The 20,014-nt window shown below is 42.6% G+C and carries 18 protein-coding genes; 11 read left to right on the top strand and 7 right to left on the bottom strand.

Annotated features, from left to right (window positions below):
- Positions 1-19: 19 nt before the first annotated feature.
- Positions 20-508: a hypothetical protein gene (locus tag B4Q04_RS03405; protein WP_123772323.1), complete on the top strand. Its 489-nt coding sequence runs from the start codon at positions 20-22 to the stop codon at positions 506-508.
- Positions 509-1,090: 582 nt separating this feature from the next.
- Here B4Q04_RS03405 and B4Q04_RS03395 read toward each other — a convergent pair.
- The gene (locus B4Q04_RS03395) at positions 1,091-2,098 is read right to left on the bottom strand and encodes a permease (protein ID WP_201723372.1); all 1,008 of its coding nucleotides are present in this window, start codon (positions 2,096-2,098) and stop codon (positions 1,091-1,093) included.
- Positions 2,099-2,181: 83 nt separating this feature from the next.
- Positions 2,182-2,517 (bottom strand): ArsR/SmtB family transcription factor, encoded by a 336-nt coding sequence (locus B4Q04_RS03390; protein WP_013993013.1) that lies wholly within the window; start codon positions 2,515-2,517, stop codon positions 2,182-2,184.
- A 531-nt stretch (positions 2,518-3,048) separates the two neighbouring features.
- On the opposite strand from B4Q04_RS03390, the gene B4Q04_RS03385 reads away from it, so the two are divergent.
- The 5 genes from B4Q04_RS03385 to B4Q04_RS03365 all read left to right on the top strand — a co-directional run bounded on the left by B4Q04_RS03385 (position 3,049) and on the right by B4Q04_RS03365 (position 7,711).
- Positions 3,049-3,771, top strand: a complete 723-nt coding sequence (locus B4Q04_RS03385) for a hypothetical protein (protein ID WP_013993010.1) — start codon at positions 3,049-3,051, stop codon at positions 3,769-3,771.
- Positions 3,772-3,964: 193 nt separating this feature from the next.
- Positions 3,965-4,546, top strand: coding sequence for a suppressor of fused domain protein (locus B4Q04_RS03380; RefSeq protein ID WP_046287400.1), 582 nt, complete (start codon positions 3,965-3,967; stop codon positions 4,544-4,546).
- A gap of 391 nt (positions 4,547-4,937) precedes the next feature.
- Complete coding sequence (locus B4Q04_RS03375) at positions 4,938-5,960, top strand: LacI family DNA-binding transcriptional regulator (protein WP_013993006.1); 1,023 nt, start codon at positions 4,938-4,940, stop codon at positions 5,958-5,960.
- Positions 5,961-6,142: 182 nt separating this feature from the next.
- Positions 6,143-7,138, top strand: coding sequence for an LLM class flavin-dependent oxidoreductase (locus tag B4Q04_RS03370; protein ID WP_236630960.1), 996 nt, complete (start codon positions 6,143-6,145; stop codon positions 7,136-7,138).
- Between the two features lie 117 nt (positions 7,139-7,255).
- The gene (locus tag B4Q04_RS03365; protein WP_088695994.1) at positions 7,256-7,711 is read left to right on the top strand and encodes a hypothetical protein; all 456 of its coding nucleotides are present in this window, start codon (positions 7,256-7,258) and stop codon (positions 7,709-7,711) included.
- Between the two features lie 21 nt (positions 7,712-7,732).
- On the opposite strand, the gene B4Q04_RS03360 is transcribed toward B4Q04_RS03365, so the two are convergent.
- From B4Q04_RS03360 to nirB, 5 genes are all read right to left on the bottom strand, one after another.
- Positions 7,733-8,317 (bottom strand): bifunctional precorrin-2 dehydrogenase/sirohydrochlorin ferrochelatase, encoded by a 585-nt coding sequence (locus B4Q04_RS03360; protein WP_088695993.1) that lies wholly within the window; start codon positions 8,315-8,317, stop codon positions 7,733-7,735.
- Positions 8,304-10,157 carry an ATP-binding protein gene (locus tag B4Q04_RS03355; RefSeq protein ID WP_088695992.1) on the bottom strand — a complete coding sequence of 618 codons (1,854 nt, stop codon included), beginning with the start codon at positions 10,155-10,157 and terminating at the stop codon, positions 8,304-8,306. The genes B4Q04_RS03360 and B4Q04_RS03355 overlap by 14 nt, the downstream gene beginning before the upstream one ends.
- Positions 10,158-10,187: 30 nt before the next feature.
- On the bottom strand, positions 10,188-10,781 hold the full coding sequence (locus B4Q04_RS03350; protein ID WP_088695991.1) for a DUF4202 domain-containing protein: 594 nt from the start codon (positions 10,779-10,781) through the stop codon (positions 10,188-10,190).
- A 111-nt stretch (positions 10,782-10,892) separates the two neighbouring features.
- Positions 10,893-11,270: a nitrite reductase small subunit NirD gene (gene nirD, locus B4Q04_RS03345; RefSeq protein ID WP_013993000.1), complete on the bottom strand. Its 378-nt coding sequence runs from the start codon at positions 11,268-11,270 to the stop codon at positions 10,893-10,895.
- A 77-nt stretch (positions 11,271-11,347) separates the two neighbouring features.
- A complete protein-coding gene (gene nirB, locus B4Q04_RS03340; RefSeq protein WP_013992999.1) occupies positions 11,348-13,864 on the bottom strand; it encodes a nitrite reductase large subunit NirB in 2,517 nt (838 codons plus the stop codon).
- 124 nt (positions 13,865-13,988) lie between these two features.
- On the opposite strand from nirB, the gene cobA reads away from it, so the two are divergent.
- The 5 genes from cobA to B4Q04_RS03315 all read left to right on the top strand — a co-directional run bounded on the left by cobA (position 13,989) and on the right by B4Q04_RS03315 (position 19,996).
- Entirely contained in the window at positions 13,989-14,762 is a 774-nt protein-coding gene (cobA, locus tag B4Q04_RS03335) for a uroporphyrinogen-III C-methyltransferase (RefSeq protein WP_046287815.1), read from the top strand.
- A 276-nt stretch (positions 14,763-15,038) separates the two neighbouring features.
- A complete protein-coding gene (locus B4Q04_RS03330; protein WP_088695990.1) occupies positions 15,039-16,451 on the top strand; it encodes an MFS transporter in 1,413 nt (470 codons plus the stop codon).
- 14 nt (positions 16,452-16,465) lie between these two features.
- On the top strand, positions 16,466-17,221 hold the full coding sequence (locus tag B4Q04_RS03325; RefSeq protein ID WP_013992996.1) for a Crp/Fnr family transcriptional regulator: 756 nt from the start codon (positions 16,466-16,468) through the stop codon (positions 17,219-17,221).
- A gap of 249 nt (positions 17,222-17,470) precedes the next feature.
- On the top strand, positions 17,471-18,856 hold the full coding sequence (locus B4Q04_RS03320; RefSeq protein ID WP_013992995.1) for a CmpA/NrtA family ABC transporter substrate-binding protein: 1,386 nt from the start codon (positions 17,471-17,473) through the stop codon (positions 18,854-18,856).
- Positions 18,857-18,895: 39 nt separating this feature from the next.
- Complete coding sequence (locus tag B4Q04_RS03315; RefSeq protein WP_088695989.1) at positions 18,896-19,996, top strand: ABC transporter permease; 1,101 nt, start codon at positions 18,896-18,898, stop codon at positions 19,994-19,996.
- Positions 19,997-20,014 lie beyond the last annotated feature (18 nt).

The following is a 20,014-nucleotide window of genomic DNA, read 5'->3' as shown; positions in this document are numbered from 1 at the left end:
TTTAAAAAGAGATTGTAAGATGAGATTATTTTTGTTTTTATTTATGGTCAATACCTTGGCATTTTCGCAAATAGAAGTAGATAATGGCCAAGTCATTTGGCGAAGTATAAGGCAGTACAAGGGTACCTCTGAACAGCTACTGAAACAGCTAAAATCATCTGGCAAATTCTCTTCTCTAGAATTGAATACCAATTCTATTATTGGAAAATTTGCCGATGCCCCCATAAACTATAAAGGTACCACTAGTATGTATCTAATGGCTTCTAATATGATGGGCAGCTTTGTAATTCAATTCAAAGAAGATAGATACCGGATAACTGCCAAAAACCTGAAGTTTAAAAGCCAGACAAGTGTAGGTATATTTGACGAAGGAAGTATATACCCTATAGAAAAATACGCCCTTAATGGAAATGGTGAATTTAGAAAACGTTTTAAATCAAAAGACGTCCCAATAATTGAAGATAATTTAGCCAAGCTTTTTGAGTTCTCACAAGAAGATGATTGGTAAAAATGGTATGTTTTAATATTTAAGTTGTCACTGAATGTTGGATAGTAACTGTAGATACCCCAAATTTTAGGACAGTAAGTTTAATCATTAAATTTACTGATTTGACACGAGTATAATTCCCGTCAAAACTCAAGACCAAGATGTTCTAGAAGCGCTGAAAAAAGAGAAACCTTCAATGTCGTATTACTTCAACGATGAATCAAGGCCTCCTCTTAGCAAACCTTATCCAACTAACCCCTTTTAGGTGATTTTGTATAGGCGTATAAGGCGAGGTAATTAAAACCTAATACTAGAAGCCCTAAACCTACAATGATGCCCGAATGTATCAAATTCAATAGGATAAAATTTCTACTGGCCCCTGATAATATAGCATACCAAAGAAAAGGGCAAAATACCCCGACCAGTGCAATGTTTCGCCCCGTTTTTATACCGGCTTTAAACAAATGTGTTTTATTTTTTGCAGGCTTAGGGCTACTCGGCTGGCCCTTAAGCACATCCTTACATTGCTTTCCTAACAGCGCATACGGACAAGCTTTGACAAGCTTTTTAAAAAAATTGGAGAGTGATTGCATACAAATGGTTTTAGAAGAAAAAGTAAAAGATAAAACCACCGACTATGGCCATGGTCATTACAGAACCCACAAATGCGATTATAGCCTTGGGCTTTAGCATGGAAGAGATAATGGCAATCTCTGGCAAGCTTGCTCCCGTTCCCCCAATGATCAAGGCCATGGCCGCACCCATACTCATCCCCTTGACGATAAGTGCCTTTAGTATGGGAATCGCCATTTCTATTCGTAAATACAGGGGAACACCTATGCCCGCCGCTATGGGGATGGCAAGTGGACTATTGTTTCCGAGATATTTTTCTACCCATGCATCAGGTACGAATACGGCTGAAACCGCACTGATTACCGCACCAAGTAAAACGTAGGGGAAAATTCGCTTGAATAGTGCCCAGCCAAAAGTAAAGGCTTCTTTAAGTTTTGGATTCGATTCAGGGCTTGCCCCACAGGCCCCGGTAGAAGGTGGCGGGGTATCTGAACACGGACTTTGAACGGCTCCGCAAGAGGCTGTTGGACTACTTGAGACGGTGGCACAATCCGTAGCGGGTTGGGCCGTACAAGTATTTGTGGCGGCTTTTGAATTTAGATCGATGCGTTTTACGCAGTTTTTAAGAGAGGTCTTTCCGGCAATGCTACCAAAAAATATGGAACCCAAAAAAACGATCAAGAAGTAGACCAAGGCCACTTTCCATCCGAAAACACCAAAAATAAAGCCAACCACAACAAAATTGGCCAATGGGGCAGAAAGCAAAAAGGAAAACACCATGGCGAAAGGGGCTCCCATTTCTATCATTCCCATAGAAACGGGCACCATAGACGCACTGCAGAAAGGAGTAGGGATGCCGAGTAGGGCTCCCATTAATCCACTGTACTTTCCTGTTTTTGATAAGCGTTTTTGAAGTTTTTGCTGGGGTATAAAAGCCCTGATTAAACCGGTAACTAGCGATACTAGGGCAATTATAAGTACCAATACTACCCCTACATGTATAAACTCGTCTAATGCTAATTTTAATTTTTCGTTCATGATATTTGTTTTAATAGCGTTATAATATATGCGCCAAATCACATATGTTATGGCAAAAAAAAGCGAATGCTTTAGTTTTCTCTTTATTTAGGGCGTTCTGCCAGTAATATTTTGCATTTGTGTATTTCGTTATTCATCTGCGATTCGGGAATCGTTTTTATGGCTTCTTGAATCAATTGCCTGAATTCGCTCTTGATCGGTGTCAAATAGTAAAACACCCACTTTCCTTCTTTAACCTCTTCTACCAAATTGGCTTTTTTTAATATTTTCAGATGGCGCGATACATTATATTGATATTCGTCCAATACCTCTACAATTTCCGAAACGCAAATCTTTTCATCGATGTTCGTCAGCAGCCAAACAATCTTTAATCGCGTCGCATCCGATAAAGCTTTGAATATATTAATATGCTCGTCCATCTATCTTATTTTTTAACATATGCGTTTTTGCACATGTAAAAACTGGATTCAAATATATAAAAATAAAATAAACGGTCCTCTAATTTTTTTATAGGGCCTTCGCCCTTTTTTAAAGGTCATAATTTGAATTACTACCGTAAAGAACTCAAAGCTTTCATGGATGAAGGAGAATACAGAAGAATTACCATAATTAACTTTTTCACCGATTTGATACGGACAAAGACGGGCAACTGAGTGAAGCAGAGTTCGCCAAAGTTAAACCCGAATATGGTTTTAACGGCCCAGATGCCAATGCAGTGAACAAAGTCACGCCAACAGAAGTGGAAGCAGCACACGAAAGGGGACTTCTAGCACGTTCTAATACAAATGACATTTGGCGGATAAGGGCATCTTAAGCGAATAACGTATCTAATTTATAATCAATTCCAGCTTAGTCGTGAACCGCTACGCGTCGACATTCAATTCGGTACTTGATCGAAGTGACAAATCTTATATAAGACCGATTGCGCATATGCATAATAAGAGTAAGAAATGATAAAAAAACTAGGTGTTCTTCTTCTAATAATCTTGGCCACGTTTATAACATATCAGTACTCAAAACCTCCTTTTGAAATTAATAATACGGAAGCAAGGGATATTGATTATAAGGTAAGACCTTTTAGAGATAGTATGTTTATATACACACCCTATAAAATAACCATATTCAATAATCGATTAAGCTCTTTAAAAATAAGTAGTGTTTACGATGGATTACGAGAATATAGACCGAACTTATTATATAATGATGATGGAATGGAATTGGGAACGCTCTTCGGAGAATCCCGCGAACGATTTGAAAATGAACTTTTCCTTTTTAAAATAAAATACAGTAAAACTATTTTTCCTTTTACGAAAAGAGACTTCTACTACTACAAAAAATATACGATTAGTAATAAAAATGATTTGTTTGGGGTAAAAAACATCCCTAAAGATTCCATTTACAAACAACTTGCCGAACAAGACTATAATGTGTCTACAAATAGGCACGGGAACATTATTGATAGCCTATACAAAACCAATGATCAGAAAGTATTTGTTGTTTACTTCTACAATGACTCGGGAGATTTTGAGCCAAAATATGTAAAGACAAAAATAAATAGCAATCAACAGCTTGCGGTTAACATTTCCGATTCCATACAGAACATGAACTTGATGCAAAAAAAAGAGTATTTGTTAAAAGTATTGAAAACAAACCCGTTAACGGGCGACTTTTAAAAAAGACCCGATAGCCGCCTGGCAGGGCTTTTTTTCTACTTGGTCAGAAAGGAAAATCGTTAAAACGCTTTTTGGGCCAGCGTCGTTTTCCAACATACCAAAACCGAGGATGCAACGTTCTTTGGAAGGGTCAAATACATTTTTTATTGTAAAAACGGCCCATACATTACTACGACAATAAACCCCAAATCTTATGTTGAAAAGATTATTTAAGAAGAAAACACCTGTTGAACAATACTTGGCCCATTTAGACAGAATTTTTCAAACCGAACCTGAGTTTTTTAAAGGGGATGCCCATACGGATGGGACTCCGGGAGTTACGAATATTGTGTATAGGGATGTTCCTGAAAAAGGAATGATCACGGCAATTACATACGGACTTTCACTAGGGAACCACCCCGACTGGAAACTGGGGCGACCCGAATTGATCATTACGGTCGATTCAAATGATACTTCTTGGACCCAAGTGGCGGGATATGTCGCCGATACCTTAAGAGGAAATTGCCCCTTCTTTTATGGTAACACCATAAACTTTAGGGAAAAAATATCGGACGAATCTGAAATGGATGCCTTTTTGGTTTTTGCACCTTCCATCTTAGAGAGAAAAGACTTTGCCAATATCGAGATCGGCCTAGACTACAAGATCAATATTGCCGGACTTTACCCGATTTATGCCTCTGAAATGGATGTCATTGCTAAAAACGGCGTTCAAAAATTCTGGAAGCATCCGAACTTTGACCTGTATAACGTGAATCGAAAAAGAATAACCGAATAGAATTCTACCCGAAAGAGGGCAAGGATATTGGCGTGAAAAGGAAATTTGCAAAAAAAAGTAGCGTGGAGCGTTGTCGGACTTTGTTCGAAAAGCTGTTGAACATGCTATTGCTTGGGTGCTCGAAATAGGGAAACTTCCCTATGTCAATACCTTTTTAAGAATGTATATCACTGATGTCTCGGTCACTCGAAGCAATAAAATTTCAACCCACAAAGCCAGTCAAACTTCCAAAACAATATGTGCTTTGTTGATTTGGGGGGCTAGCCTGACAAAAAAGTGCTTTTAGCCTGATACTTAGGGGGTAATAAAATTGAATCTCTCTAGGGGGTAAGTCATGTTGGTATCCGCTCTAGAAATTTAGATTATATTTGCCGTACTGATTATTAGTAATTTGGATAAAAAACAAACGACTTTAAAAGATATTGCAGCCGAGCTGAAAGTTTCGGTTTCTACCGTTTCAAGGGCGCTGCAAGGTAACCCCCGTATTAGCATAAAAACAAGGGAAAGGGTATTGGAGCTGGCCCAACAATACGGCTACTTTCAAACCAAGTACATCACCCCTTTTTCCGCAAAGAAAATCAATGCCGTAGGCGTAATCGTACCGAGTGTCAAGTACCACCTTTACGCCATGGCCATTTCGGGCATTGAAGAGGTTCTGGAGCGGCACCATATGCAGATTATCATTTGTCAATCGAACGAATCGTACGAGAGGGAAAAGATCTTGGTCAAAGAACTGACCGATATCGGAGTTGCCGGCCTTATTGTAAGCTTGGCCAGTGAGACCAAGCAATACGAGCATTTTGCTACCACCAAAAAGAAAAAGATTCCCTTGGTATTCTTCAACCGCCTTTGCGAAGAGGTGGTGTCGGATAAGGTGATCATCGACAATTTTAAGGCGGCCTATGATGCTACACAACACCTCATTGCCGTAGGCTGTACACGCATAGCATATATTGGCGGACCTGAAAAACTACAGATTAGCGAAACCCGGCTTTCGGGCTATAGGGCGGCCTTGCAAGATGCCCAAATGGCAATAGACGAAAAGCTTATTGAAAACACCGATTTTACACGTGATGGCAACCTGAGTACGGCGCGAAAGCTCTTGTATTCCCCTGACCACCCTGACGGTATCCTTACCTTTAGCGATCAAGTGGCCATTGGTGCCATGATGGCCGCCAAGGAAAGGGGCTTGCGCATGCCCGAGGAACTGGCCATAATCGGGTTTAACAATGAACCGGTAGACCAATTGCTCGAGCCTACCCTTACCAGTATCGACCAACCGAGTTACGAAATGGGCAAAGAATCGGCCCAACTCATTGTAGATCGTATTGCCGATTTTGACAGGGCCGTAACGCGCAAGGTCTTGAAATCGCAATTGGTGATACGGAACTCCACCAATAGAAACCGGTCGTAAAACCCTTACCAAAACACATTTTTTTAAAGCTGTTAGTATTCGCCATCGGTAACGACCAATGGGGCATTCAAATTGTATTGACAATCCATCACCATTCGGTCTAGAGGTGTGCTTATCCGGTTAATGCCGGGCGAAGCCTAGTCTCCATGGTCGGCTGTTGATTTATGAAAGAAATTGAAAAAATGAAACATATACCTTATTCGATATTGGAACTGGCCACCGTGGGCGCAGGAAAGACCCCGAAACAGGTCTTTGATAATAGTCTTGAACTGGCCCAAAAGGCCGAGAGCTTCGGTTACAAGCGTTTTTGGCTGGCCGAACACCACAATATGCTCAGTATTGCCAGTTCGGCTACTGCGGTACTTATGGGGCATATTGCCGGGGGAACGAAAAGTATTCGTGTGGGCTCGGGCGGTATTATGCTGCCCAATCACTCCTCACTGCTTATAGCGGAACAGTTCGGCACCTTGGCGTCCTTATACCCAGGGCGCATAGAACTAGGCTTGGGAAGGGCCCCGGGCACCGACCAGCTGACGGCCAACGCCATCCGCCCCGACCGGATGCAGGCCGTCTACCGTTTTCCCGAGGAAATGCATAACATTCAACGGTATTTTTCAAAGGAGAACCAACAGGCAAAAGTTAGGGTGCCCATTGCCGAAGGGCTAGATGTACCTATTTATATATTGGGCTCGAGTACCGATAGTGCCCACCTAGCGGCCAAAGAAGGACTTCCCTATGTGTTTGCGAGCCATTTTGCCCCAGGACAGCTTTTAGAGGCCTTGGACATTTACTACAACAATTTTCAGCCTTCGCAATACCTAAAGGAGCCATATACCATGGCCGGTATCAATGTGGTCGCCGCCGAAACCGACGAAGAGGCCGATACCATATCGACTTCCATGTTGCGATTGATGCTAGGGGTGATGACAGGGAAAATCGATTATATGCAGCCCCCGATCAAAATGACGCCCGAATTGAAACAGGTCTCCATAGATCCGGCATTTCAGCGTATGTTAAAGTATGCCTTTGTAGGAAGCAAGGATAGCGTTAGACAAAAAACCAAGGCCTTTATCAAACAGACCGGGGTCAATGAGATCATTGCGGTTTCGCATATTTACCATCAGGAAGATAGAATAAACTCGTTCCGATTGTTTTCCGAGGCAATGAATGAGATCTAAAGGGCTACGGACGAAAAGGAGGTCGGGTTTTGTTCAATAGCGAGAGATTTTGATCGGTTTGGGTCAAGGTAGTTTGAATTGATTACCTTTCTTTGGAAACGGTAAACCGATCAAAAAATGGAGTTGTCGAAAATTCTTTTAGCCGGACTTGTGGGAACCAGCCTTATGACCGCCTTTAGTTATATGGTCGGCAGGGTGTGCGATTCCGATCTCGGAGAACCGAAGCTGCTCAACAAACTTTTGGACCGTTCAAAACGATTGGATGTAGAGGTGGGGCCAGATAGCATTTGGGGCTGGGTGTTTCACTACTTAACGGGCTTTCTCTTTGCGGGGGCCATGGCCTTGTATTTCTGTTTGACGGAAAACGATCCGACCTGGTGGTTGGCCATTGTTCTAGGTTGTGTTTTAGGGCTTTTCGGAGTGCTATGCTGGATAACCATGCTACGTATACACAGTTCCCCTCCGGAAATGGATTTAGAGCTTTTCCTATTACAGTTGGTAGGTGCCCATATTATTTTTGGTTTGGGGGCGACCTTGGTATTTCGGTTTTGGGCCTCGTGCTATGGCCTTTAGAAATCGGGGCGACCGGCAGTTTTAGGGTTCCTTTTTGTTGACCAGGCCCTTGGTAAACTCGTTAAGGGTCTCTACCTTTTCCTCAAAATCGCCTTTGATCGTCTTTCTGAATTCATTGAGGTTCTTGACCAAGTCATCTATGTTTTCGGGGATGACATCTTCAAAAAATTGCCGTAAGCGCTTGGCCGTAGTCGGTGATTTTCCGTTGGTGGAAATGGCCACTTTTACGTTTCCTTTGGTTACGATCCCTCCCATATAGAAATCACAAAAAGGGGGGTTGTCCGCCACGTTTACCAATATACTCTGTGCCCGACAGTCGTGGTATACCTGTTCGTTTACTTCTTCCTTATCGGTAGTGGCTACCACCATGTGCTTATTTTTCAGGAAGCTTTTGTTATAGGCGCTCGTATGCATGGTGATGCCGAATTTCCCGGCCAAAGCAATGGTTTCTTCCCTGAATAGGGGCGAGACCATTTCAACCTGTGCGTTCGGACTCGATTTTAGCAGGAAGCTCAGTTTTTCCAAAGCTACATTTCCGCCACCCACGATCAAAATGTTCAAGTTGGATACTTTTAGAAATACGGGGTACAGTTCATTCCGCTCCATGGTCTTCTTCTTTTTTGGTTTTATAATTGATGGTAACTCTTGTTCCCTCACCGGGTATGGAGTTGATAAACAATCGGCCGTTGATATAGTCTATGCGTTCTTTCATAAAGAAAAGGCCCATTCCGCCCTCGCTGTTGTTCTGGGGCGGGGTGTTGAGAATGGAATCGTCAAAACCCTTTCCGTCGTCATCGATGACCACGCTTAAAATATGGTCTTTGTAATTGATGGTAATCAAAATATAATTGGCCTCGGCGTATTTGATGGCATTGTTGACGGCTTCTTGAACGACACGGTATACGTTGGTTTCCGCCAAAGAATCGAATCGGATGTTGTCATCGGTCTTATTGTCGAAAAGAATGGTCTTTCCTGTCAGTTTTGAAAGTTCTACCGTCATTTTATGAAGGGCAGGAAAAATACCATGGTCGTCCAGTTCCGGAGGGGTAAGGTTGAAGGTGGCCGTACGTACGCCCTTGATCAGGTCTGAGGTCAATGACTTCAGGTAGGCTATTTTTTCCACCGTTTTTTCCTTGTTCTCAGGGTCGATGGATTCAATATTGAATTTAAGGGCGGTCAACATTTGTCCGATACCATCGTGAATGTCTTTGGCGATCCGTTTGCGCTCTTCCTCCTGTCCCTCGACAATTTGGCTGGCCTGTACTTTTTTCTGTAACATTCGGGCCTCAAAGTTCTGTTGGGTCAGCTGCTCGACCTTTATGCTGTTTTCCTTGCGTTCGGTAATATCGGAACACAGAATAAGAATACTCTGCTGTCGGCTCGATTGGTGCATGGGTACAATGGACATGTCGAGCCAAAAGTGTGCTCCCTTGACCGTTGTGATCTTTATTTCCTCACTACGGATGACATTTTTTCGGTTGCTCTTGAGTACTTCGCGAAGGTAGGCTTGTTGGCCTATGTCCGCCGTCAATATTTCGGAAAGGGGCTTGTTCAGTTCGTTTTGGTCAATCCCTAAGAGGTTCAGGAACTTTTTACTGATGAAGACAACGCTACCATCGCTTCTTGCACTGGCAAAGAGGGCCGCATTGTCTATTACAAAATTCAATTCTTGAAGCTCTTGTAGCGATTTTTCCTTTTCGGCATAGAGTTGCTCGATTTCCTTGGCACGGGCCTCTGAGTTGGCCTGATTTTGCACCAGCTGGGCAATGGTCTTACGTATTTGGATCGATAGGGGCCTAAAAACGAAGCCTATTTCGAGTACGAGGATCAAGAGCGAGAAGGCCAGGAGTAAAAGCTCTTTACGTTTTAGGTTTTGTAATTTTTCCTTACTGTTCTGGTCATAGGCATTTACAATGGTGTCCATCAACCTTAGAAAGGAGCGCTCATTTTTCAACAGTACGGAAATTTCCTTTCCTAGCGCCTCCTTGGCTAGGCTATCCTTGGCTGCCAGGCGTAATATGTTCTCTGCGGCCTTGGCCATGGCCGAATAATGGGGTTCTATTTCATGGAAGTGGGCAATGATGTTTTTATCCCTTTCCGGGGGGAGTCCCAGTTCGGCATCTCCAGCTTGTAGGCCTTCTTGGGAAGCCTTCCAAACGGTAAGCGTTTTCTTGATTTCGGAGGTGATTAAGCTGCGTTTTTCATCGGAAGTGGGCATCTCTTTCAAGAGCAGGGCCTCTTTGACCAATTTTTGGCTATTGGCACGTTGTCGGCCCGCCAGGTTGATAACACGGGAATCGCTCAATTGCGTGTTCAGATGGAATTGTATCAGGATTTGGGCGACAATAATGGTCACGGCAATGCCTGCCAAAGCCAAAAGATACCATTTTCTGATACTCAGAAACGTCTCTGAATCAAGAGGCAATTTTTTTTTATCTTTTGGCATAGGTCTATTTCTTGTTCCTGTAGGCCCAGCTTAGCCCTTGATCGCTTTTGAAACCAGTTCCAATGCCGGTTTTGAAAGCGGAAGCTTTAATGCGGCCTGGTGGCCTGCTTCAGACATTTTGCGCCAGGTCTTCTGAAGAATGTCTATCACCTTTTCCTCTTGGTGCTCGGCCGAAAAGGGTTCAAAGTAATACTGTAGAAAAACCAGACAGACCACGTCTTCCAAAGTCTGGGTCTCTTGGTTCTTTTTGAGTTGTTTTTTTTCCAGCAAGAAGGTCACCTTATCTATGGTTTCCTGGTCGTACCCCACTTCCTTCAATATTGCCGAGGCTTTTTCGGCGTGAAATGTTTTAAGGTCTTGACGCCATTTCAAATAGCCCGCACGGTTCATTTCGTATGCGTCACGGGGAATTTCCCAGCGGCAAATATGCTGGCACCTTGCGGTCAGCTGTAGGGCCTCGGAGGCGTTGGGCGCAAAATCGTTCAACTTCTCCGTCATACGAAGGGCATAAAGCAATTCCTTAGGGTATGTTTTTCCCGAAGGCACGGTTTCTGTATGGGGATCTTGTTCATTCGCCTTGTCGAACAAAGAAAAGGCTTGCTGTAATTTATCGGGCGATGCCATAGACTTATTTTTTGCCCTAATATACGAATACCGTGCAACCTATGGTACTTCAATTTGTAGGGAAACAAGTCTGGACCCTAAAGTTATAAATCACACCTAGCGTCCGTCGGTCTATTCCATAAAGCCAACGTAGACGGTTTCATCCTCTACCTTAACGGGATAGGTCGCGATGGCATCGAGGCTTCCGTTGAGGTTTTCCCCTGTTTTTAATGAAAAGGTGTTTTTGTGAAGGGGGCACGCAATCTTGGGGTGCCTATCTTCTTCCCCGATCATACCACGGGAAAGCACCATTTCCATTTTATGCGGACATAAGTTTTGACAGGCATACCACTGGCCTTGACGCGTAAAATTGAAAACGGCGATCTGTTTGTCTTTGTATTTGATGCAGGCTCCTCCGTTTTTTGGGAATTTATGTACAGGTCCGGCCTTGAACCAGACCTTTACTTCTTCGGTTGTTACGCTTTCGTATGTGCTTAGATTTGCGATCATAATGTTGTGTTTTTGTTTGGGATACTATTGAACCGATGCCGCTCAAAGCCGATGGGGCGGAAGCATCATTTCATTTTTTAGGCCCATTCCTTAGGCATTTTTTGCTCTCGTAAGGATACGAACTCAATATTGTCATCGGTTTCGTCAGAGTTGATAAAGTGGGTGTAGCGTTCCCTTATTTCGGGAGTCTCTACGGCCTCTTTCCATTCGCATTTATAGGTGTCGACAAACTTCTGCATATCGGCGTCCAATTCTTCTGCAATGCCTAGGGAATCGTTGATGACTACATTCTTAAGATAGGTAATGCCCCCTTCCAGTTTTTCAAGCCATGCGGCGGTTCTTGTAAGTGGCGGTGCCGTTTTGATATAGAACATCATAAAGCGGTCTACATATTTTATGGCAGTCTCCTTGTCCACTTTTTCGGCCAGTAATTCGGCATGTCTTGGGTTGGCGCCACCGTTCCCGCCGACGTATACGTTCCATCCGCCTTCAACGGCGATAAAACCAAAATCTTTACCACGGGCTTCGGCACATTCGCGAATACAGCCCGAGACACCACCTTTAAATTTGTGGGGGGAGCGTATACCCTTGTACCTGTTCTCTATTTCGATGGCAAAACTCACACTTTCATCCATACCGTAGCGGCACCAGGTAGAACCGACGCAACTTTTCACGGTCCGGAGCGATTTTCCATAGGCTTGGCCGGTCTCAAAACCTTCGGCGATAAGCTCTTCCCAAATCAAGGGTAGTTCGTGCAGTTTGGCGCCGAACATATCGATGCGTTGTCCTCCCGTAATCTTGGTATATAAGTCGTATTTTTTGGCGATTCGTCCCATGGCCATGAGTTGTTTTGGGGATATTTCCCCTCCGGCCACCCTAGGTACAACGGAATAGGTCCCGTTTCGCTGTATGTTGGCCAAATAACGGTCGTTACTATCTTGAATGGTTTCTTGGCGGTTGGCCGTTTCATTGTAGATGCTGGCAAAAATAGAGGCGGCTAACGGTTTACAGACTTCACAGCCATGGCCTTTCCCCACCTCGTCCAACAATTGGTCGTAATCTGTGATCTCCCTGAGTTTTACGATATCAAAAAGCTCTTGTCTGGAGTAATCGAAATGCTCACAGATGTTTTCCTTTACCGTTTTCCCCAAGGTCTTTAGGCTTTCCTTTACCAAATCGGCCACCATGGGTTTACACCCTCCGCAGCCCGTAGTGGCCTTCGTGGCCTTGGCGACGGCCTTTACGGTTTCGTTGCCATCGTCGATTACCGAACAACAGACGGCTCCCTTGGTTACGGCCTCGCAAGAACAGATAACGGCCGTGTCGGGCAGGTCCATGGCACTTCCGAAGGCAGAACCGCCTTCGCCCCTTGCGCCAACAATAAGCTCTTCGGCATTGTCGGGCAAAGGGATGTTGTTGAGGTACATCTGGTGAAGAATGCTGTAATCGGCGGCATCACCGACCATGATCCCTCCCAACAGGGTTTTTCCATCATGGCTTACGTTAATTCTTTTATATAGGCCTTTGGTCTTATTTTCATAGATAATGGAGAGCCCTTTGTCCGCAGGCATATACGGTACCCCAAAACTGGCAACATCTACCCCAATAAGTTTTAGTTTGGTAGACATGTCTATTTCCGCCCTCATTATAACCTCATGGCTTTCTACGATTTGGTTGACCGCCACTTCTGCCATTTCATAACCGGGCGCTACCAGGCCATATATCATTTGGTTGTATAGGGCCACTTCGCCAATGGCAAAGATAGAGGGGTCAGAGGTCTGCATTCTGTCGTTTACCACGATACCACCACGAACGCCCATTTCAAGGTTACAGGTTCTTCCGAGTTCGTCCCTTGGCCGTATTCCGGCCGAAATGACCAGCATATCCACTTCAAGGGTGTCGTCTTCGCCAAAATCCATTCCCGTTATGGCGCCGTTGCCCAGAATCCGGTTGGTAGCCTTTCCCGAGTGGACGTTGATACCCATATTTTCTAAGGTAAGTTGTAGCACATTGCTACTTCGGGAGTCGAGCTGTCTCGGCATCAATTTTGGGGCATATTCCACGACGTGGGGCTCTAATCCCATATCCATTACGGCTTTGCCCGCTTCAAGACCTAGGAGTCCCCCACCTAAAATGGCCGCTCGTCCGTTGGTCTTCTTTGACTTTATCTTTTCGGCATAATCGAGCATGGCTTCCAGGTCCTCTATGGTTCGGTATACGAAGACCCCTTCTTTTTCAACGCCGTTTATAGGGGGCACAAAAGGGCTGGAACCCGTAGCGAGTACCAAGTAGTCGTACGTATAGGTTTTATCGCTTCCGGTAGTTACCGTCTTTGTCTTGCGATGGATGTCGGTAATACGTTCGTTTACGATGAGTTCTATTTTGTTTTCGGTATACCAGTCCATGGGGGCAAGTTCCAATGCCTTTGCATCTCGGTTTCCAAAGAATTCACTGAGATGCACGCGGTCATAGGCGGCTCTTGGTTCCTCACCGAAAACGATGACCTTAAAATTTTCAGATTCTTTGCGGGCGGCGAATTTTTCACAGAACTTATATCCGACCATGCCGTTTCCGACAACAATAATAGTTTTCATAGGCTTCGATTTTAAACTACTTAGCAATATTACGTATAAATACGTACACTACATCAAATTTTATCGAAATAATTACGTAGTTTTGTTGAGGAATTACCAAAAGAAGCTTATAAAATCATTAGGGATGAAAATTGAAAAAGAAGCAAAAGTTACATTGATAGGAGCTGGCCCAGGTAGCTCAGACCTAATAACAGTTAGGGGTTTGAAGGCTTTGAAGGCTGCCGATGTCGTATTGTACGATGCCTTGATAGGGGAAGAGCTGTTACGTCAGATGGATACCCGTATTCCGAAAATATACGTAGGAAAACGATGTGGACAACATGCGTTTACCCAAGATGATATTAACGTTCTCATTGTGGAAAAAGCCTTTGAACATGGTCATGTGGTCCGCTTAAAAGGCGGTGACCCCTTTGTTTTTGGACGTGCCCACGAAGAAATAGACTATGTGGAATCTTTTGGTATACCTGTAACGGTGGTCCCAGGCGTATCAAGTGCCATTGCCGTTCCGTCCGGTCAGGGCATACCCATGACGCGTAGAGGGGTGAGTAGTAGTTTTTGGGTGATGACGGCCACCAAAAGGGACGGCTCCTTCTCCGAAGATTTAAAGTTTGCCTCACAGTCTTCTGCCACTATGGTTATACTAATGGGGGTTAGGAAACTCGCGGAGATTTCGGCCGAGGTAAGTAAATATAGGGGTTCCTTAACGCCGATGGCGGTCATTCAAAATGGTACCATGCAGAATGAATCCTGTATAGTGGGGACATTGGGGGATGTGGCATCGGCTATTTCCGATATCGATACTTCCAAACCGGGCATTATTGTAATTGGCGATGTGGTTGCCGAGCATCCTTCCTTTTTTGAGGAAGAGGTTCAGCGTGTGCTTCATTCGAGTCTCTAGGAACGGCAATTGCGCCGGGTGCGTATTCCTTGATATAATAGGTATCATCGCCCTAAAAAATACTTGTACTAAGTGTTTTGTAGGGCGGTTTTTTTTGTTTCGAATCCGATTTCGTCAATTTTCATAGATCTTTTTTTACGATATCTGATTTTTAACCTCATTTAGTTTACATCCTCATAAAAATACGTAGTATTCATATCCTTTTTTAAAATATACGTACTACTACGTATATTAATACGTAGTTTTGGTTATCCTTAAACCTAAAACATTAGTATTATGGAAACACAATCTAAAAAAGCGACTACCTTAAAACTGACCGATTTAAAAAGTATGCCTATCCGTACATTTTGGATTACTTCAATAGCCTTCTTTATTTGTTTTTTCGCATGGTTCGGTATTGTACCCTTTATGCCTGACGTGGTAAAGGACTTGGGACTTACTCCCGATCAAAAATGGAACTCGATCATATTGGCGGTAACAGGAACCGTATTCGCACGTTTACTAATAGGTAAGCTTTGCGATAAATACGGACCACGCCTATGTTATACCTATCTATTGGTTTTGGGCGCCATACCCGTTATACTTCTCGGTTTTGTACAGACGCCGACCCAATTTTTGATTTGCCGTCTATTTATCGGCTTTATTGGAGCATCTTTTGTTATTACGCAGTTTCATACTTCTATAATGTTTGCCCCTAATATTGTCGGTACGGCTAACGCCACATCTGCGGGTTGGGGAAATTTAGGTGGTGGAGCCAACCGTTTAGGGATGCCTTTAATTGCGGCGGCAGTTGTTAGTTTTGGTGTTGCCGATGAAATAGCTTGGCGCTATTCAATGGTAATAGCTGGTGTGATTGCTATGCTAATGGGTGTGGTGTATTACTTTTTTACACAAGACACTCCCGAAGGTAATTTTGCACAATTAAAGAAAGAAGGCAGAATGCCAACCATTAAAAAAGATGAAGAAGGCTTTTTAAGTGTCCTAAAAGATTATAGGGTTTGGATTCTTTTTGTTGTTTATGGAGCATCTTTTGGTATAGAGCTTACGGTTTATGGAACAATGGATGATTACCTTCAGAATACCTTTGGTATTTCACGGTCAATGGCGGGTAATTTAGTGCTTTCATTTGCCTTAATGAATATTTTCGCCCGTACATTGGGCGGCTTTTTTGGAGATAGATTTGGAAGGTTAAAAGGCCTTCGTGGTAGGGTTCTTTTTTTAACCATGATTCTTGCAGTAGAAGGGGTAATGTTGACAATTTTTTCAACTACCACAAGCATTGCTTTCGGTATGATTTTCTTGATATTATTTAGTCTTTCGGTACAAATGGCGGAAGGCGCAACTTTCTCCGTGGTTCCTTTTATAAATAAAAAAGCGATTGGCTCTATTTCCGGTATCGTAGGTGCAGGAGGAAACGTGGGGGCATTCATGGCTGCTATGTTTTTAAAATCAAAATCTTCAGTTGCCGAGACGGCAGCATTGGCTACAAATTCTAATTTGGGAGAAGAAGCTATGAAAGCTGCGCAAGCGGCAGCAGCTTCTGGTGCTGTTTCAAGTGGTTATTTCGTAATTGGCGGTTTCGTTGCTGTCACTGCACTAGTGACCTTAGCCATTAAATTCTCTACTGCCGATGAAAAAGCGGTAAAAGAAGAGTTAAAAGTTGAATTAGCGTACGCAGCAGATAAATAAAATTGTGGTAGACTATGATTTCAATCTCAAATAAAACAAGTGGATTAACCGATGATGTAAATTTGGTGAATACCGCTTGCGTGGCTTGTTCTAATGAATACTGCTTGATAAAGAGAAACATGAAATCTTCGGTTGGTTCTACTTTTGTCAAACAACGCAAGGAGATACGTTGTAAAAAGGGACAACAATTCATTATGGAAGGTGCCGCAGTAACTGGCCTTTTCTTTGTGTTAAAAGGGAAGGTTAAAGTACTGCGCACAGGACTTCATGGTAAAGAACAAATTGTGCGTTTTGCTAAAGAAGGCGAAATTATTGGTCATAGGGGGTTTGGAACAGAAGAATCTTATACTATAAGTGCTGTTGCCCTAGAAGATTGCACGCTATGTTATTTTTCCAAAGAAAATCTGCAAGAGGTATTGCGAACGGAACCCACATTTACTTATGATCTCATGTTATTCTATGCAAACGAACTGAATAAAAGTGAAGCCAAGGTAAAGACGCTTTCACAAATGAGTGTTCGGGAAAGGGTTATAGATACCCTGTTGTATGTTCACAGAAAATTCGGACAGCAACATAATTTTATATCCGTATTATTAAGACGGAGGGAGTATGCCGATTATGCCGGCACTACTGAAGAGCAGGTAATCCGTGTTTTTTCGGCCCTGAAAAAAGAAGAACTTATCGTAACCAAAGGTAAGCATATAGGTATTAACGATACCTCACTTTTGCAGCAGGAAATATCCGAACACAACTTCTATCTAGATAGTTAAGTCTCATTCCGCCTTACGCTTTATCACATTTTTTAATAAGTAGCAATACGTATCTATAAGTATATAGGTGCGTGTATTTGAATGCCCTGCTATTGTTTGTGTTACCTGAACAACCTGTTTTTTCGTAGGTATTGGTATGGTGTAAAAAGAGGAAACAACCTATTGTATCCCATGTGTGAAAAAGTTAATTACGTATACATTTGTCAAAAGTAAGTATTAATACGTAGTTAAATTAAAAACCATACTATTATGAAAACCATTTTTACAAAAGCATCATTACTAGCAACTATAGCTGCAGTAGTTATGGCTTGTGGAGGAAAAGAAACAAAAAAGACAAATGCAGCCGCTACGGAAGATGCGGTCGCTTCAAAAACAAAACAACTAGATATTGAAAAACCACAACTTACGTTCGGTTTTATCAAACTAACGGATATGGCACCTCTAGCCATTGCAAAGGAAAAAGGATTCTTTGAAGATGAAGGCCTCTTTGTTTCCGTTGAAGCACAATCCAACTGGAAAAATGTTTTAGACCGTGTTATTGATGGTCAATTAGATGGCTCGCACATGTTGGCAGGCCAGCCTATTGCCGCTGGTGCCGGTTTTGGAAGACAGGCTGAATTGGTGACTCCTTTTTCAATGGATTTAAACGGAAATGGAATTACAGTTTCTAACGATGTTTGGTCTAAAATGAAGCCCAATGTACCCGTTGGTGCAGATGGTAAACCAGTGCATCCTATTAAAGCAGATGCTTTAAAACCCGTAATTACGGAATACAAAAACAGCGGTAAGCCTTTTAAAATGGGAATGGTATTTCCTGTTTCAACACACAATTATGAAATACGTTATTGGTTAGCTGCTGCCGGAATTCACCCAGGTATGTATACTGCTGATAATGTTCAAGGTCAAATAGATGCCGAGGTTTTACTATCTGTTACGCCTCCGCCACAAATGCCGGCCACTTTAGAATCTGGTACTATTTATGGCTACTGTGTAGGTGAGCCTTGGAATCAACAAGCTGTTTTTAAAGGTATTGGCGTACCTGTAGTAACCAACTATGATATCTGGAAAAACAACCCTGAAAAGGTATTTGTAATGACGAAGAAATTCGTAACGGATAACCCAAATACTGCAATTGCGGTTACCAAAGCAATGATTCGTGCAGGAAAATGGTTAGATGAACCATCAAATAGAGCAGAAGCAGTAAAAATTCTTTCCATGTCTCAGTACGTTGGTGCACCAGAAGAGGTATTAGCCAATTCTATGACGGGTACTTTTGAATTTGAAAAAGGGGATAAAAGGGATATGCCAGATTTCAATGTGTTCTACAAGTACAATGCTACCTATCCTTTCTACTCAGATGGTATTTGGTTCTTGACACAAATGCGCAGATGGGGACAAATTCCTGAAACAAAAACTACGGAATGGTATAGCGAAACGATCAAAGAGATTTATCGTCCTGACATCTGGAAAAAAGCAGCAGACTTGCTAGTTGCCGAAGGACAAATTCCTGCAACGGATGTTCCTGAAACAGATGGCTTTAAACCAGCAACAACAGATTTCATTGACGGTACCTCTTATGATGCAAAAGACCCTATTGGTTACATCAATAGTTTCTCAATCGGAAACAAAGATTAAGGTTTACAGTACAATTTATCGAAGCAAAAGCATACTATCATGGAACAAGACATCACATTAAAAAAAGAAGGACAAGGCCTAGCGTTTTTAAAACCTTTGGTAACCAAATTTACTCCTAAGTTTCAAAAGGGAGATTTATTACCATGGCTTAAAAAATCGGGCATTACCTTACTATCTATCCTGTTATTTTTAGGGCTCTGGCACATGGGTTCTAAAGCATTATATAATAAAGAGGCGAATTACAAGATCGAAAAAGCATTGACAGAACAAGGTCAGGCAGCTGCCGACGCAGAACGTGATTGTATCGCTTCCGGCGATAGTAGTTGCCAGCCTAATACTTTGCCGTCTCCTACCCAGGTTTGGGTGTCGTTGCAAACTTTAATTGCAGATCATAAAGTGATTAATGCAGATAAAGCCGCTTTTAATGAAAAGATGGCCGCAACAAACGCCAAATTAGTAGCACAAGGTAAAAATGCTATTGTTTATACCGGTCGTGCCTCGTTTGTTGATATTGTGCTTACAAGTATAAAAACGGTTTTTGCAGGTTTCTTATTGGCCCTTTTAATTGCGGTACCTATTGGTGTTGTAATAGGTTTGAGTCCATCATTACGGAGTGCTTTTAATTGGTTCATACAAATCTTTAAACCGGTTTCTCCTGTAGTTTGGTACTTGCTTGTGTTCATGATCGTAAAAACTTTGTATATCGGTGATAGCTCTGATAATGCTTTTGTGATTTCATTTATAAGTGTAGGCCTGTGTGCCATGTGGGCCACTTTGGTTAACACGGCAATGGGTGTCTCCTCCGTAGATAAAGATTACATCAATGTAGCAAAGGTTCTAAAACTAGGAACTTTTCAAAAAATATTTAAAGTGATTTTACCATCATCATTACCATTAATATTTACGGGATTACGAATTACGCTTTCGGTCGCTTGGATGGTATTGATTGCTATTGAACTGTTAGCACAAAGTCAAGGTTTAGGCTTATTCGTTTGGGAGGAATTCCAAAACGGAGCTAACGATTCCAACGCGAAGATTATCGTTGCCATGTTTGTCATTGGTATTATCGGTTTTCTATTGGACAGAATTATGTTAAGTGTTCAGAATATGGTGTCTTTCAACAAAAACGAAGGAGTATAACCTCACCTAAAAAAATAG

Source organism: Zobellia sp. OII3, assembly GCF_002211465.1.
Lineage (GTDB): Bacteria > Bacteroidota > Bacteroidia > Flavobacteriales > Flavobacteriaceae > Zobellia > Zobellia galactanivorans.
The sequence above is the reverse complement of the archived record's forward strand: the minus strand, read 5'-3'. Positions and strand labels throughout refer to the sequence as shown.

Bases quoted from the DNA above. Each gene is read 5' to 3' on its own strand.
- B4Q04_RS03330 (WP_088695990.1), top strand. From the start codon at position 15,039: ATGGAAACACAATCTAAAAAAGCGACTACCTTAAAACTGACCGATTTA.
- nirD (WP_013993000.1), bottom strand. From the start codon at position 11,270: ATGATCGCAAATCTAAGCACATACGAAAGCGTAACAACCGAAGAAGTA.
- nirB (WP_013992999.1), bottom strand. From the start codon at position 13,864: ATGAAAACTATTATTGTTGTCGGAAACGGCATGGTCGGATATAAGTTC.
- B4Q04_RS03380 (WP_046287400.1), top strand. From the start codon at position 3,965: ATGTTGAAAAGATTATTTAAGAAGAAAACACCTGTTGAACAATACTTG.
- B4Q04_RS03405 (WP_123772323.1), top strand. From the start codon at position 20: ATGAGATTATTTTTGTTTTTATTTATGGTCAATACCTTGGCATTTTCG.
- B4Q04_RS03360 (WP_088695993.1), bottom strand. From the start codon at position 8,317: ATGGAGCGGAATGAACTGTACCCCGTATTTCTAAAAGTATCCAACTTG.
- cobA (WP_046287815.1), top strand. From the start codon at position 13,989: ATGAAAATTGAAAAAGAAGCAAAAGTTACATTGATAGGAGCTGGCCCA.
- B4Q04_RS03320 (WP_013992995.1), top strand. From the start codon at position 17,471: ATGAAAACCATTTTTACAAAAGCATCATTACTAGCAACTATAGCTGCA.
- B4Q04_RS03390 (WP_013993013.1), bottom strand. From the start codon at position 2,517: ATGGACGAGCATATTAATATATTCAAAGCTTTATCGGATGCGACGCGA.
- B4Q04_RS03385 (WP_013993010.1), top strand. From the start codon at position 3,049: ATGATAAAAAAACTAGGTGTTCTTCTTCTAATAATCTTGGCCACGTTT.
- B4Q04_RS03355 (WP_088695992.1), bottom strand. From the start codon at position 10,157: ATGCCAAAAGATAAAAAAAAATTGCCTCTTGATTCAGAGACGTTTCTG.
- B4Q04_RS03370 (WP_236630960.1), top strand. From the start codon at position 6,143: ATGAAACATATACCTTATTCGATATTGGAACTGGCCACCGTGGGCGCA.
- B4Q04_RS03395 (WP_201723372.1), bottom strand. From the start codon at position 2,098: ATGAACGAAAAATTAAAATTAGCATTAGACGAGTTTATACATGTAGGG.
- B4Q04_RS03350 (WP_088695991.1), bottom strand. From the start codon at position 10,781: ATGGCATCGCCCGATAAATTACAGCAAGCCTTTTCTTTGTTCGACAAG.
- B4Q04_RS03315 (WP_088695989.1), top strand. From the start codon at position 18,896: ATGGAACAAGACATCACATTAAAAAAAGAAGGACAAGGCCTAGCGTTT.
- B4Q04_RS03365 (WP_088695994.1), top strand. From the start codon at position 7,256: ATGGAGTTGTCGAAAATTCTTTTAGCCGGACTTGTGGGAACCAGCCTT.
- B4Q04_RS03325 (WP_013992996.1), top strand. From the start codon at position 16,466: ATGATTTCAATCTCAAATAAAACAAGTGGATTAACCGATGATGTAAAT.